Origin of the sequence: Desulfurella multipotens, from assembly GCF_900101285.1 — a bacterium.
Classification (GTDB): domain Bacteria; phylum Campylobacterota_A; class Desulfurellia; order Desulfurellales; family Desulfurellaceae; genus Desulfurella; species Desulfurella acetivorans.
In genome coordinates, this window is sequence record NZ_FMYU01000018.1 from 1 (window position 1) to 15,046 (window position 15,046).

Annotated in this window: 13 protein-coding genes and 1 tRNA gene; all 14 read right to left on the reverse strand. The window is 33.4% G+C overall.

Features of this window, described 5'->3' with window-relative positions:
- Positions 1-88: 88 nt before the first annotated feature.
- The gene (gene fusA / locus BLQ93_RS08925; RefSeq protein WP_025391452.1) at positions 89-2,161 is read right to left on the reverse strand and encodes an elongation factor G; all 2,073 of its coding nucleotides are present in this window, start codon (positions 2,159-2,161) and stop codon (positions 89-91) included.
- Between the two features lie 9 nt (positions 2,162-2,170).
- Positions 2,171-2,638, reverse strand: a complete 468-nt coding sequence (gene rpsG / locus BLQ93_RS08930; RefSeq protein WP_025391451.1) for a 30S ribosomal protein S7 — start codon at positions 2,636-2,638, stop codon at positions 2,171-2,173.
- Positions 2,619-3,020: a 30S ribosomal protein S12 gene (gene rpsL, locus BLQ93_RS08935; protein ID WP_025391450.1), complete on the reverse strand. Its 402-nt coding sequence runs from the start codon at positions 3,018-3,020 to the stop codon at positions 2,619-2,621. Before rpsL ends, rpsG begins: the two co-directional genes overlap by 20 nt.
- Before the next feature lie 48 nt (positions 3,021-3,068).
- Complete coding sequence (rpoC, locus tag BLQ93_RS09500) at positions 3,069-7,625, reverse strand: DNA-directed RNA polymerase subunit beta' (protein ID WP_173801031.1); 4,557 nt, start codon at positions 7,623-7,625, stop codon at positions 3,069-3,071.
- An 8-nt stretch (positions 7,626-7,633) separates the two neighbouring features.
- The gene (rpoB, locus tag BLQ93_RS09505; RefSeq protein ID WP_173801033.1) at positions 7,634-11,710 is read right to left on the reverse strand and encodes a DNA-directed RNA polymerase subunit beta; all 4,077 of its coding nucleotides are present in this window, start codon (positions 11,708-11,710) and stop codon (positions 7,634-7,636) included.
- A gap of 95 nt (positions 11,711-11,805) precedes the next feature.
- The gene (rplL, locus tag BLQ93_RS08945) at positions 11,806-12,192 is read right to left on the reverse strand and encodes a 50S ribosomal protein L7/L12 (protein ID WP_025391447.1); all 387 of its coding nucleotides are present in this window, start codon (positions 12,190-12,192) and stop codon (positions 11,806-11,808) included.
- 18 nt (positions 12,193-12,210) lie between these two features.
- The gene (gene rplJ / locus BLQ93_RS08950; RefSeq protein WP_159427524.1) at positions 12,211-12,729 is read right to left on the reverse strand and encodes a 50S ribosomal protein L10; all 519 of its coding nucleotides are present in this window, start codon (positions 12,727-12,729) and stop codon (positions 12,211-12,213) included.
- Between the two features lie 90 nt (positions 12,730-12,819).
- The gene (gene rplA, locus BLQ93_RS08955) at positions 12,820-13,509 is read right to left on the reverse strand and encodes a 50S ribosomal protein L1 (RefSeq protein WP_025391445.1); all 690 of its coding nucleotides are present in this window, start codon (positions 13,507-13,509) and stop codon (positions 12,820-12,822) included.
- Between the two features lie 18 nt (positions 13,510-13,527).
- The gene (gene rplK, locus BLQ93_RS08960) at positions 13,528-13,959 is read right to left on the reverse strand and encodes a 50S ribosomal protein L11 (RefSeq protein WP_025391444.1); all 432 of its coding nucleotides are present in this window, start codon (positions 13,957-13,959) and stop codon (positions 13,528-13,530) included.
- 12 nt (positions 13,960-13,971) lie between these two features.
- Positions 13,972-14,514 (reverse strand): transcription termination/antitermination protein NusG, encoded by a 543-nt coding sequence (gene nusG, locus BLQ93_RS08965; protein ID WP_092129750.1) that lies wholly within the window; start codon positions 14,512-14,514, stop codon positions 13,972-13,974.
- Positions 14,515-14,525: 11 nt separating this feature from the next.
- On the reverse strand, positions 14,526-14,711 hold the full coding sequence (gene secE / locus BLQ93_RS08970; protein WP_092129752.1) for a preprotein translocase subunit SecE: 186 nt from the start codon (positions 14,709-14,711) through the stop codon (positions 14,526-14,528).
- A 10-nt stretch (positions 14,712-14,721) separates the two neighbouring features.
- Positions 14,722-14,798, reverse strand: a tRNA-Trp gene (locus tag BLQ93_RS08975).
- On the reverse strand, positions 14,797-14,946 hold the full coding sequence (rpmG, locus tag BLQ93_RS08980; protein WP_025391441.1) for a 50S ribosomal protein L33: 150 nt from the start codon (positions 14,944-14,946) through the stop codon (positions 14,797-14,799). Before rpmG ends, BLQ93_RS08975 begins: the two co-directional genes overlap by 2 nt.
- Positions 14,947-14,953: 7 nt before the next feature.
- Positions 14,954-15,046: EF-Tu C-terminal domain-related protein (locus BLQ93_RS08985; protein ID WP_143338730.1), on the reverse strand; the 93-nt coding region annotated here is incomplete at its 5' end.

A 15,046-nucleotide genomic window follows, 5' to 3' on the forward strand; every position in this document is an offset into this window, starting at 1 on the left:
TCTTACCATGGTCAACGTGTCCAATTGTACCAATATTTACGTGAGGTTTGGTACGAACATATTTTTCCTTTGCCATAATGGAAACCTCCTAAACTTCTTTCTTTATTATTTTTTCCGCAATAGAACTTGGGACTTCTTCATATGTTGAAAATTGCATTACATAAGTACCACGGCCTTGTGTTATAGATCTCAATGTTGTAGCATATCCAAACATTTCACCAAGGGGTATGTCAGCTCTTATAACTTTAACACCCGACTTATCTTCCATGCTCTTGATTTTACCTCTTCTTGAACTTAAATCACCTATAACATCTCCTAAGTACTGTTCAGGTGTAGAAACTTCAACATCCATAATAGGCTCTAATAAATACGGTTTAGCTGCTTTAAGAGCTTCTTTAAAAGCCATAGATCCAGCTATTTTGAAAGCCATTTCAGATGAATCAACTTCGTGGTATGAACCGTCTACCAGTGTAGCTTTAACATCTATAACCTCATAACCAGCCAATACACCATTTTCTGCGGCCTCTTTAACACCTTCTTCAACTGCTGGTATAAATTCTTTTGGAATAACACCACCAACTATTTTATTTACAAATGTTATACCTTTGCCTCTCTCTTGTGGTTCAACTTCAAGCCATACATCACCATATTGACCATGGCCGCCAGTTTGTCTAACAAATTTACCTTGTTTTTTAACTTTAGCTTTAATACTTTCCTTATAAGCTACTTGAGGTTTGCCTGTATTAACATTTACATTAAATTCTCTTTTTAATCTATCCACAATTATTTCAAGGTGAAGTTCGCCCATACCGGATATAATCGTTTGAGCTGTTTCTTCATCAAATTTTATTCTAAATGTAGGGTCTTCTTCTGCTAGCTTTTGTAAAGCATTTGATAGTTTTTCTTGATCTGCTTTAGTTTTAGGCTCAACAGCAATTGATATAACAGGTTCTGGAAACTCCATTGCTTCAAGTATAATTGGTTTTTCTTCTGCACACAACGTATCACCTGTGGCCGTATATTTTAAACCAATTGCAGCTACAATATCACCTGCATGAGCTTCTTCTATATCTTCTCGTTTATTTGCGTGCATTAAAAGAAGCCTTCCAATTCTTTCTTTTTTACCTTTGGCTGAATTTAATACATATGAGCCAGATTTTAAAACCCCAGAATATATTCTTAAGTATGTAAGTTTACCTACATACGGATCACTTAATATTTTGAAAGCTAAAGCACATAATGGTTCTTTATCGTCAGGCATTCTTTCTTCTTCTTCGCCAGATAAATTTTTGCCTTTAATACTACCTACATCGATCGGCGAAGGTAAATAAAGTGTAACTGCATCAAGCAGGGGCTGAACGCCTTTATTTTTAAAAGCACTTCCACACAACACCGGTGTACATTTACCTGACAATGTAGCTTTTCTTATAGCTTGTATTATTTTATCTTCGGGGATTTCTTTACCATCTAGGTAATCCATCATTAATTCTTCGTCATAATCAGCTACTGTTTCTATAAGTTTTGTCCTATATTCATTAGCTAAGCTAGACAAATCAGCAGGAATTTCTTTTTCACTAAATGTAGCACCAAGCACATCAGAATCCCAAATAATTGCTTTCATTTTAACAAGGTCAACAACACCTACAAAATTTGATTCCGAACCAACTGGAATTTGTAATACTACTGGAATAGAACCTAATTTTGTGTTTATTTCTTTAACAACATTAAAAAAATTGGCACCAGTTCTATCCATTTTGTTAACAAAAGCTATTCTTGGTACATTATATTTATTAGCCTGGCGCCAAACAGTTTCTGATTGTGGCTCAACTCCACTAACTGCGCAAAACACACCAACAGCACCATCTAAAACTCTTAAGGATCTTTCTACTTCAACTGTAAAATCCACATGCCCAGGCGTGTCTATTAAATTAATTTTATGATTTTTCCAAAAGCAAACAGTTGAAGCTGAAGTGATTGTGATTCCACGCTCTTTTTCCTGCTCCATCCAATCCATTGTAGCAGTGCCTTCGTGGACTTCACCAATTTTATGTGAAACGCCCGTATAGAATAGAATTCTTTCCGACGTTGTAGTCTTTCCTGCATCTATATGAGCAATAATTCCTATATTTCTAACATTTTCTAAAGGGTATGCTCTACTCAAAATACCACCTCACCACTTATAGTGTGCAAAAGCCCTATTTGCTTCAGCCATTTTATGCGTATCTTCTTTTTTCTTTATTGCGCCGCCTCTATTATTGAAAGCGTCTAAAATTTCTCCTGCTAGTTTTTCAAACATTCTTTTTTCATTTCTTTGTCTTGCATAATTTACAAGCCAGCGAATAGCAAGACTTACCTGCCTTTCTTTTCTAACTTCGACAGGTACCTGATAGGTAGCACCACCAACTCTTCTTGGGCGAACTTCTAGTTTTGGCATAATATTGTTTAAAGCTTGTTCAAATATTTCTAAAGGATTTTGACCAGTTTTTTCTTTTACTAAATCAAGACTTTTATAAAATATATTTTGAGCAAGTGACTTTTTTCCATCGTACATAATCTTGTTTATAGCCTTTTGAACCAAAACACTATTATAAACTAAATCACTTTGTGTTTGTCTTTTCTCAGCCCTTCTTCTTCTCATTTACAGCACCTTCCTTGGGTTTTTTAGCTCCGTACTTTGATCTACCTTGTTTTCTATCGTTAACACCGGCAGTATCAAGTGTACCTCTTATTATATGATACCTAACACCAGGTAAATCTTTTACCCTACCACCTCTTACAAGAACAATAGAGTGTTCCTGTAAATTATGACCTTCACCTGGTATATAAGCCGTTACTTCATATCCCGTTGTCAATTTAACTCTAGCAACTTTTCTTAAAGCTGAGTTAGGTTTTTTTGGAGTAGTTGTGTATACCCTTGTACAAACGCCTCTTCTTTGTGGACAACCCTGTAACGCCAAAGTCTTCGTTTTTTCTTTAACTTTCTTTCTACCTATCCTTACTAACTGGTTAATAGTTGGCACCCATTACCTCCTTGAAATATTAGCTTGACTAAATTACCAATAAAACTTTTATTTGTCAAGAATTTTCATCTCAATATTCATATCATCAAATCTTTTTTGACCAGTTCCTACTGGAATTAACCTCCCCACAATAACATTTTCCTTTAATCCCCTAAGTGAATCAATTGAGCCACTTATAGCTGCATCTGTTAAAACTTTAACTGTTTCTTGAAATGAAGCAGCAGAAATAAAACTATCTGTATTTAAAGAAGCTTTTGTTATTCCAAGTAAACTGATCTTTCCTATTGCAGGTTTTTTACCATTTTCTATAGCCTGCTGATTTTTTCTTTCAAATACAAATTTATCAACTAAATCACCTTCTATAAAATCTGTGTCCCCTGAATCTTCAACAATAATCTTAGATAACATCTGTTTTACAATTATTTCTATATGTTTGTCATTTATAGAAACACCTTGCATTTTATAAACCTGTTGTATTTCGTTTACCAAATGCCACCTTAAAACTTTTTCACCTAAGATTCTTAGAATATCATGTGGGTTTATAATACCATCTGTTAAGGGATCACCAGCTTGAACCCTATCACCTGGGTAAACTAATATGCGCTTATTTCGAGGAATTAAGTATTCTTTTTTTGCTTCACCTTTACCTATTGTTGATGTTATAACGACCTTTCGTTTTCCTTTAATTTCTCCCTCATAAGATACAACACCGCTTATTTCACTTAATACAGCAGAGTCTTTTGGTTTTTTTGCTTCAAATATGTCATTTAATCTTGGCAAACCACCTGTAATGTCTGTGGTTTTTGTAGCTTCTCTTGGTATTTTACCAATAGCATCACCAGGTCTTACATAGTCTCCATTTTCTTTTTGCAAAATTATACCAGGTGGAAGATAATATTCTGCTTTTTCATGAGTATTTTCTGATATTTTTACATTGCCATTTTCATCGACAATCTCAATTCGAGGTTTAAGATTAATATTTTTACTTTCAATAATAATATTGCTCTTTAATCCAGTTATTTTATCTATATCTACCCTTAAAGTTACATTGTTAACTATATCAACAAACCTTACATAACCATCTGTATCTACAAGCAAAAAGTCTGTATATGAATCCCAATCTGCTATAATAGTGCTTGATAAATAAATTGATGGATCAGATTCCATGATGCGTTTTTTAATGACATCGTCAAAACCTGCTATTATGTCACCCGCTTTTACTTTGCTCTTACTTTTAACAAAAACTTTACTGCCTATAGATAGATAGTATCTCTTTTTTAATGTAGCATTTTCATCTTCAATTATTATATGGGCACCATGCTTATCTACAATATCGTTTTCGAAACTATCAACTTCTACAAATGTTTGTCCTTTTAATACAACAAATTTGACAATACCAGCATCACTTGTTCTAATAAATCGCCTTATGGTATCATTATCTTTTAAGTATATTCTTGCGCCATAAGGTAGATTTTTTGGTACTGTGTAAACTTCAAGTATTCTACCCACCAAAAGATCACCTTCTTTTACTAATTGGCCGTTTTCAACATTAAAAATCAACTTTCCAACTACATTAGCATCATTTTGAATGATGTCTTTTTCATTAATAAAATCAATTTTTCTAATATTATAACTTTCTTTATCATCTATTTTTAATACAAAATCTGTTTTCGTCTGTTCAATATTTACCAAGCCAGTACTTTCTGAAACAATCTGAGGTTCTATAATTAGTACTGCTGCGTCTCTTCTACTTAATATAACATTGTTGTTTTCAGAATTAACAGAGGTTCTTAAGTTAAAATATTTTACTATACCACCTTTTTTCGTTTCTGCACTCACTTTTTCGCCTGCCCTTAAAGCAGTACCACCCACATGGAATGTTCTAAGCGTAAGCTGAGTTCCTGGCTCGCCAATTGATTGTGCAGCAATAATGCCTACAGCTTCGCCAATTTCTACTTTTCTACCTCTAGCTAAATCCCTTCCATAACATTTAGCACAAACACCATATTTTGCTTTGCAGGTTAGAACAGAAAATATTTTTACACTTCTTATGCCGGCTTCAACAATTTTTTCTGCTAATTCTTCTGTAATTTCCTGATTTTCTTTTACAATTAATTCTTGAGTTAATGGGCTAATTATATCTTCAGCAGCTATTCTACCTACAATTCTTTCTTGTAAAGATTCAATTTCTTCACCATTTACAATTAAAGCGCTAACCTCCAGGCCTTCTGTTGTTCCACAGTCTTCTATTGTAATAAAAACATCTTGTGCTACATCAATAAGTTTTCTTGTTAAATAACCTGCATTAGCTGTTTTTAACGCTGTGTCTGCCAGACCTTTTCTTGCTCCATGAGTTGAAACAAAGTATTCAATAACATTAAGACCTTCTTTGAAATTTGATTTTATTGGTGTTTCAATAATATCACCTGAAGGTTTAGTCATTAAACCTCTAATTCCAGCAAGTTGTCTCATTTGCTGTAAACTGCCTCTTGCTCCAGAATCTGCCATAATAAAAATTGGGTTAAAACTTTCATTATAGGCACCGCCCAATTTTAACATCATAACTTTTGATATTTCTTCTGTAACATTATTCCAAAGATCAACAATTTTGTTATATCGCTCTGAATCTGTTAGAAGACCTTGCTCATACTGATTTTGAATTTTTCTTGCTTCTTCTTCTGCATGTTCGATAATACTTGATTTATCTTCAGGTACCAGTATATCATCAACAGAAATTGATATACCAGATTTTGTTGCCATCTCAAAACCCATTTTTTTAACATCATCTAAAAAAGCAACTGTTGTTGGTAAATCAGTATTTTTATATATATATGAAATAAGGTTATTAAGGTCTTTTTTTCCGATTGTCTTATTTATTAGTGAAAATGGTACTACTTTTGGTACAATTTCACTAAATAAAACCCTACCTACTGTAGTATTAATAACTGTATTTTCAACTTTATATTTTATTTTAGCATTCAAATCTACTACGCCATTCTCATATGCTAATCTTACACTCCAGGCATTTGCAAATATTGCTGACTCACCCTTGGCGTTTTCTCTTGCTTTTGTCATATAATAAATCCCTAAAACCATATCCTGTGATGGTACAGCTATTGGATTACCATGAGCTGGAGAAATAATATTATGAGAAGACAACATTATTACCTTTGATTCTAATTGTGCTTCAACACTAATTGGTACATGCACAGCCATCTGGTCTCCATCAAAATCCGCGTTAAAAGCAGCGCATACCAAAGGATGGAGTCTTATTGCCTTTTCATCTGTTAGAACTGGGTAAAATGATTGTATGGAAATTCTATGTAATGTAGGTGCCCTATTTAACATAACAGGGTATTCTTTTACAATATCTTCCAATAAATCCCAAACTATAGGTTCTTTATCTTCTACTATCTTTTTAGCATTTTTTACAGTTAATGCGTGACCTTCTTCTATTAGTTTATTATAAATAAATGGTTTAAATAGCTCATAAGCCATAATTTTTGGCAAACCACATTGATCAATTCTTAAATCCGGTCCTGCTACAATTACAGACCTTCCAGAATAATCAACCCTTTTACCAAGAAGATTTCTTCTAAATCGTCCTTCTTTGCCTTTTATTGTATCGCTTAGCGATTTTAGTGGTCTATTGTTTGATGCCCTTACCACTTGTTTCCTTCTGCCATTGTCAATTAAAGCATCTACAGCTTCTTGAAGCATTCTCATTTCGTTTCTTACAATTATTGAAGGAGCACCAAGTTCCAACAATCTCTTTAATCTATTATTTCTATTTATAATTCTTCTATATAAATCGTTTAAGTCAGATGATGCAAACCTACCCCCTTCTAAAGAAACAAGCGGTCTTAAATCTGGAGGCAATACTGGTAGTACTTTTAATACCATCCACTCAGGTTTATTTTGACTTCTCTTAAATTTTTCGATGAGTTTTGCGCGCTTCATAATTTTTTTCTTTTTTAAATCAGAAGTAGTTGCATCATATTCTTCTTTTAGTTCATCTAAAACTTTATCTAGATCCAGGTTTTTTAGTAAAGTATAGATAGCCTGAGCTCCTATTTCAGCATTTACTCTTATACCGTATGTTTCTATTGCTTCTTTATAGGCCGTTTCAGTTAAAACAGTTTTTACTGGTATTTCATCAACTTCTGAATGGACAACAACATACGCTTCATAGTAAACGATCCTTTCTAAATCCTTTAATTTCATATCAAGCACAATAGAAAGCATGCTTGGAACGCTTTTTAAATACCATATATGAACAACAGGAACTGCAAGCTCAATATGACCCATTCGTTCTCTTCTTACTCGAGATTCTGTAACTTCAACACCACACTTTTCACAAACAATACCTTTGTATTTAATACGCTTGTATTTACCGCATAAACATTCATAATCTTTCATTGGGCCAAAAATTTTAGCGCAAAACAGACCATCTCTTTCTGGTTTAAAAGTTCTATAGTTAATTGTTTCAGCTTTTTTTACTTCTCCATAACTCCATTCTCTTATACGTTCAGGGGAAGCTAACTTAATCCTTATGCTATCAAAATCTCTAGATGATTTTGGCTTACTTTTTAATACAGTAAACATTATACCCCCTATCTTCTTCTAACATCTTTTAAAAGTTCTATATCCAAACCCAAAGACTGCAATTCTTTAACAAGTACATTAAACGATTCAGGAATACCGCCCAATAACACTGGTTTTCCTTTTACTATTGCTTCGTACATTTTGCTTCTTCCACTTACATCGTCGGATTTTACAGTAAGCATTTCCTGCAAAGTATATGCAGCTCCATAGCCTTCTAAAGCCCATACTTCCATCTCTCCAAATCTTTGTCCGCCAAAATGTGCCTTACCTCCAAGAGGCTGTTGTGTAACAAGCGAGTATGGCCCCACGCTCCTTGCATGAACTTTATCATCTACTAAATGGTGTAGTTTTAATATATACATAACACCAACAGTGACGGGTTCTATGAATTTTTCACCAGTTAAGCCGTCATAGAGTGTTGATTTAAAGGTATCAATACCTAAAAGCTTTTTATAGTAATCAAAATCTTTTTCTTTTGGACCTTCAAATACAGGGGCTGCAAAATGTACACCGTTTTTCCATTCTTTAACATACCTATCAAGCATCTCATCGCTTAGACTATCAATAAATTTATCAGCATTGCCAAGAAATATTTGTTTTAAATATTGCTTTAGTACATCTTTTTTTTCTTCTTTTATTAGCTCATTAATTTTTTTACCCAAACCTTTAGATATCCAACCCAAATGAGTCTCAAGAATTTGCCCTAAATTCATCCTCGAAGGTACGCCTAATGGATTTAATACAACATCAACCGGCCTACCATCTTCCATAAAAGGCATATCACATACCGGCAATATTCGTGAAACCACACCTTTGTTACCGTGTCTTCCACTCATTTTATCGCCAACGGATAATTTTCTTTTTGTTGCAATAAAAACTTTTACGCTCATTATTACACTTGGCGGCAATTCATCTTCTTTATCAATTTCTTTTATTTTTTTAGCATACTCATCTTTTAAAGCTTTAGATATCTTTTTATAGTGTTTTTCTATTTCTTTTGCTTTCAACTTGTTTTTTGGGGATAGCAATTCTTTAATTTGATTTTCATCCAAAGCATCAAGCGCACATTTATCCAATTTGCTGCCTTTCTTGTAAACAATATCCTGCAAAGACAAATCTTTTTCTAATGTTTCTTCTTCCAACAATTTTTTGTATGATTCTAGTTTTAAGTTCTCTAAAAGGTGCAGTTGAGTTTTTAGTTCTTCATTTATCTTTTTTATATCCTCTTTTTGTATATACTCTTCACGTGCTAGTTTTTCGGTGCCTTTTCGCCTAAAAATTCTAACATCAATCACAGTGCCTTCTGTATCTGATGGAACTCTAAGGGACGAATCTGACACATTAGAGGCTTTTTCACCAAAAATTGCCCTTAAAAGCCTCTCTTCTGGGGAATAGTGGGTTTCCGCTTTTGGTGTAACTTTTCCAACAAGGATATCTCCGGGTTTTACATAGGCACCAATTCTTACTATGCCATTTTTGTCTAAATTTTTAATTAACTCAGCAGATGCACTTGGAATATCAGCAGTTATTTCTTCTGGTCCAAGTTTAGTATCGCGCGCATAAACTTCAAACTCTTTTATATGTATAGATGTGAACAAATCTTCTTCGACAACACGTCTTGAAATTGTTATACCATCTTCATAGTTGTATCCACGCCATGGTACAAAAGCTACAACCATATTTCTTCCAAGCGCAAGCTCTCCTTTGTCCATTGTAGGACCATCTGCAATAACCTGACCTTTTTTAACATAATCACCAATTTTTACAATTGGTTTTTGCGAAAAACATGTATCCTGGTTTGATCTGACAAAATTATTTAAATCATATTTATCTATTTCATAAGCTCCTTCTTGTGATTGCACTGCTATATAAATTTTGTTGCTTTCTATTCTTATAACTTTACCATCTCTTTTAGCAAGCACTGCATGCCTTGAGTATGTTCCTACTTCTTTTTCCATGCCTGTACCCACAAGTGGAGCTTCAGGAGCAATAAGTGGGACAGCTTGACGCTGCATGTTTGAACCCATAAGTGCTCTATTTGCATCATCGTGTTCCAAAAATGGTATCAAGCTCGCCGCAACGGAAACAATCTGTCTTGGAGATACATCCATCAGGTTAACATCCATTTTGTATGCCATAATAAATTCACCGTTTTTCATTGACGGTACATAATCTTGGGCAAATGTGCCATCAGGATTTAAATCAACACTGGCTTGTGCAATTATGTGGTCTTTTTCTTTGCCTGCTGTCATATAAACAATTTTATCTGTAACCTTCCCATTTTCTACTATTCTATATGGTGTTTCTATAAACCCAAACTCGTTTACCCTAGCGTATATTGAAAACGAAACAATTAAGCCTATATTTGGCCCTTCTGGTGTTTCTATTGGACAAAGTCTTCCATAATGGGATGGGTGAACATCGCGGACTTCAAAACCTGCTCTCTCACGTGTTAAACCGCCTGGTCCTAAAGCCGACAGTCTTCTCTTGTGAGAAATCTCAGATAGTATATTTGTTTGATCTAAAAATTGAGACAACTGTCCTGTTGCAAAAAAGTCTTTAATTGCGGTTGCAACAGGTTTTGTATTAATTACATCATATGGTGTTAAATCTTCTGTTTCTTTTGGCATTAAAAGTCTATCTTTTATTAGCCTTTGCATTCTATATAAACCTTTTCTAACTTCTGAATATAAAAGCTCACCTACTAAATGAACTCTTCTATTTGAAAGGCTATCCATATCATCCGCTGAAACTTTACCATTTTTAAACAAGATTATATGATTAATTATCCCAAAAAAATCATCAACCGTTAATACTCTAATATCTTTTGGTATATCTATATTTAGTGTTTCATTAATCTTAGCCCTACCTTCTATTGACAAATCATACTTCAAAGGATCAAAAAACAAACCAGCAAAAAATTTATTAGCCTCTTCAACAGAAGAATGCTCACCAGGTCTTAAAGATTTGTGAAGGTAAATTTTTGCAATGTCTTCAATAGGTAGATCTTCTTTTAGACCAATCCTTCTTTTTTGCAAAACTTCATGATCTGCTTTAAGCGTATTAATAATCATGTAATCATCATATTCACTATATACAAGCTTAAAGTTAAAGTTTCCCATTAATTTTAATTCTTGTAAAACCTTAGAATCTATTAAAGAAAGCCCTTCTATTACAGAGCCATTATTGTCAATTTTTTCAGCTATATATTTATCTAAAAACTCGTTTTCATCAATTACAATTTCGTTTATATCTAAATCTATTAAACGTGAAATAATTTTCGGTGTAAGTTTTTTTTGCTTTTGAACAATCACTTCGTTTTCTACAACAATATCTTCTTTAACTTTAAAGCCCTGTAATTTTTTATCGGGCTTTGTATAAAAATTCCCATCTTTTACATGTATATCTATTAATTTGTAAATTCTATTTAAAATATCTAAATCGTTAAAACCAAGAGCTTTTAGTATAACAGTTGCTGGAAATTTCTTTTTTCTATCTATTCTTATATGTAGAAGATTCTTATTATCAGTTTCAAATTCAATCCAACTACCTTTTTCAGGTATTACTTGAGCGTAATAATTATTTTCCTTTTGTTGGGTTAAATTTTTAAAAATTACACCTGGAGACCTATGTAGTTGATTTACTATAACTCTTTCAACACCATTTATAATAAAACTTCCTGATTCACTCATTAATGGAAGTTCACATACATAAATTTCTTGTTCTTTTATATCTTTAACCCCAATTTTATTACCAGAAGCATCAATATCCCAAAGCGTTAGTTTTACTTTGAGCATTAAAGAAGCACCATATGTTATACCTTTAAGTTTACAAATCATAGGGTTATATTTAGCTTCTCGTAGGTAATAATCAACGTATTCTAATTTGATTTTTCCGTGAACATCTTCAATTGGAAAAATTTCTTTAAATGCATTTTCTAATGTTTTTTCAAAATCACTTCCTTTTTGTAAAAATCTATTGTATGATTCTATAGCCATGTTTAAAATATCTGGCACAGATAACACTTCTTGAGTTTGAGCAAAATTGACTCTTAACCTATAATCTAAGCAAAGAGGCTGCACCATAATTCACCTCATCAATACTTTTTTATATTTATTGTTGGTATAATAAACAAAAAAAGAAGAGGCTTGATTGCCTCTTCTTTTGAAAAAAACTTATGTTAATTGATTTCTACCACTGCGCCAGCTTCTTCTAATTTTGCCTTAATACTTTCAGCTTCTTCTTTGCTCACATTTTCTTTAACTTTACTTGGAGCACCATCTACTAGATCTTTTGCTTCCTTTAAACCTAACTGTGTTAATTCTCTTATAACTTTTATAACCTGGATTTTTTTATCCCCAGCAGACTTTAAAATAACATTAAATTCTGTTTTTTCTTCAGCTTTTTCTTCACTAGCTGCAGCAGGCTGAGCACTGGCAACTGCAACCTGTGGAGCTGCTGCACTTACGCCAAATTTTTCCTCTAATTCTTTTACAAACTCAGAAAGTTCCAGTACAGTCATGTTTTCTATGAACTTTATAACATCTTGTCTTGTAATATCAGCCATTTATACTCCTCCATAAAATTAATTTGTTTTTTGTTCTTTTATAGCATTCAATGCATATAAAGGTTTTCTTAAAATACCCGCTAGAGCACTTACAAGACCTCTTGCTGGGGCATTTAATACACCAAGCAACATCGATAATAATATTTCCCTCGATGGCAATTTTGAGATAGCTTCAATTTGATCATGATTAAATACACTACCATACATCACAGCAGACTTTAGTTGTAGTTTTTCAATGTTTTTTTCTGCTTTCAAAAGGACTTTTGCAAGTGCCACAGGGTCATTATAGCTAACAGCAAATGCATTGGGCCCCTCAAGCAAACCCAAGATATTAGACCATTTTGTGTCTTGAGTTGCTTTTGCTACAAGCGTGTTTTTAATAACATTGAAAGAATCGCCCAATTCTTTTACTTGTTCTCTAACTGACTCGAGTGTTTTAACGTCAACACCGGAATAATCGACTAAAAACACAGCTTGAGCATTCTCGAGATTTTTTCTAATTGTTTCAACAATCTCGATTTTCTTTTCTTTTTTCAAAACTTCCCTCCTTTTAAAGACGGGCCAAGTCTCAAGCAGGCAATTTTAAAGCATAAGCTACCCGCTATCTTTGACCTCTTGATTTTATATTTAAATCGCTTGTAGCTTAACCTTGACACTTGGTGAATGTGTAGTTGATAAATAAAATGACTTTATATATTTACCTTTAGCAGCCGATGGTTTTGCTTTTAAAATCGTTTCATATATCGTTTTTATATTTTCAAGTAAATCTGTTTGATCAAAAGACTTTTTACCAGCTATTAAGTGGACATTTCCAGTTTTATCGCTTCTAAATTCTATTTCTCCAGCCTTAAATCTTTTAACTGCAGCTGCCACATCAAATGTAACCGTCCCCACTTTCGGATTTGGCATCAATCCTCTTGGTCCGAGAATTTTACCAATTTTACCAACCGCTCCCATCATATCGGGGGTAGCAATAACTTTATCAAAATCCATCCAACCAGATTGAATCTTTTCTATAAGATCTTCTGAGCCAACATAATCAGCACCAGCCTCTTGTGCTTCTTTTATTTTTTCACCTTTTGCAAATACTAAAACCTTAACTGTTTTACCAGTTCCTTTTGGTAATAACACGGTGCCCCTTAACTGTTGTTCTGCATGCCTTGGATCTATTCCTAAATTTGTATGCACTTCAACTGTTTCATCATAATTTGCATATGCTATATCTTTTAGTATACTTATTGCATTTTCTAAATCGTATTCTTTAGTTAAATCGTATTTTTTTAGTGCTTGTCTGTATTTTTTACCATGCTTTGCCATTTCTTAACCTCTCTACTATTAAAAATCTTGTACTTCAACGCCCATATTTACAGCAGTACCTGCAATTATTTTCATTGCTTTGTGTAAATCTTTTGTATTTAAATCAGGCATTTTTATTTTTGCAATCTCTTCTAATTTTTCTTTGCTCAATTTTCCTACTTTCACTTTTAATGAACTACTTGAACCTTTTTGTATACCTAAAGCTTTTTTAATTAAAACACTGGCTGGAGGCGTTTTTAATATAAAATCAAAACTCCTGTCTTTATAAACATTTATTAGTACAGGAATTATTGTGTCACCTTTGTCTGCTGTTGCATCGTTAAATTTTTTAACAAAATCCATTATATTAAGCCCATGCTGTCCAAGTGCCGGACCAACAGGTGGTGCTGGTGTAGCTTTGCCCGCTGGCAATTGTAATTTTACTTGAGTAACTAACTCTTTTTTTGCCATACCAATCTCCTTTTATGCTTTCTCAACTTCATTGTAGTCTAATTCTACAGGTGTAGGTCTTCCAAAAATACTAATTAATATCTTAAGCCTACCTTTTGTAATATCCACTTCTTCAATTGTGCCAACAAAATTTGAAAATGGCCCTTCTATAACTCTAACTTTTTCACCATGTTCAAACGAGATAGACAAACGTGGTGCTTCTTTTGCTTTATTAATTTTATCGACCACTTTTTTAACTTCACTTTCATCTATTGGTATTGGCTCATTTTTGGAACCAACAAAACCAGTTACAAGTGGAAGCCTTTTTAAGGTATTGTAAAGAGCAACATTCATTTTAGATTTTATAAAAACATAACTTGGATACATGCATTTTTTTACAAGCTCTTTTTTACCTTTTCTTACCTCTATAACTTCTTCTTGAGGAACTAAAATTTCTGCTATGTCACTTTCTAAGCCAACTTCTTTTGCCTTACTTAGTATCATATTTTTCACTTTTTCTTCTTGGCCTACCTGCGTATGTATAGCATACCATTTAAAATCTTGATCTTCTAGCATTTGTCACCAAACTATTTAAATAATTTTTCTAAACCATATGAAAATATAAAATCCAACAATCCAAGCAACACTGACACAACAAAAGAGAAAACTATAACAGCAATAGTAGCCGTTACAATCTCCCTTTTCTTTGGCCATACAACCTTTTTCATTTCAGCTTTAACTTCTTCTAAAAAACTTTTTACTTTCTCAAACATATAATATTTATGGCAGGCCAGGAGGGACTCGAACCCCCAACATGCGGTTTTGGAGACCGCCGCTCTACCAATTGGAGCTACTGGCCTATTTTACCTCTTTATGTATAGTATGTGTATTGCAATGAGGGCAATACTTCCTCAATTCTAACTTATCCTTTGATTTCTTTTTGTCTCTTGTGCTTGTATAGTTTTTATTTTTGCACTGACTGCAAGCAAGATAAACTATTTCTCTCATTTTTGCCTCACTTAATAATCTCAGTAACTACACCAGCACCAACAGTTTTACCACCTTCTCTTATAGCAAATCTTGTTTCTTTTTCAAGTGCTATTGGAGC

What these genes read in the sequence shown, in the direction of transcription:
- rplK (WP_025391444.1), bottom strand. Translation starts at nt 13,959, where the DNA reads ATGGCAAAAAAAGAGTTAGTTACTCAAGTAAAATTACAATTGCCAGCG.
- rpoB (WP_173801033.1), bottom strand. Translation starts at nt 11,710, where the DNA reads ATGGTGCAGCCTCTTTGCTTAGATTATAGGTTAAGAGTCAATTTTGCT.
- secE (WP_092129752.1), bottom strand. Translation starts at nt 14,711, where the DNA reads ATGTTTGAGAAAGTAAAAAGTTTTTTAGAAGAAGTTAAAGCTGAAATG.
- rplL (WP_025391447.1), bottom strand. Translation starts at nt 12,192, where the DNA reads ATGGCTGATATTACAAGACAAGATGTTATAAAGTTCATAGAAAACATG.
- rpmG (WP_025391441.1), bottom strand. Translation starts at nt 14,946, where the DNA reads ATGAGAGAAATAGTTTATCTTGCTTGCAGTCAGTGCAAAAATAAAAAC.
- rplA (WP_025391445.1), bottom strand. Translation starts at nt 13,509, where the DNA reads ATGGCAAAGCATGGTAAAAAATACAGACAAGCACTAAAAAAATACGAT.
- nusG (WP_092129750.1), bottom strand. Translation starts at nt 14,514, where the DNA reads ATGCTAGAAGATCAAGATTTTAAATGGTATGCTATACATACGCAGGTA.
- rpsG (WP_025391451.1), bottom strand. Translation starts at nt 2,638, where the DNA reads ATGAGAAGAAGAAGGGCTGAGAAAAGACAAACACAAAGTGATTTAGTT.
- rpoC (WP_173801031.1), bottom strand. Translation starts at nt 7,625, where the DNA reads ATGTTTACTGTATTAAAAAGTAAGCCAAAATCATCTAGAGATTTTGAT.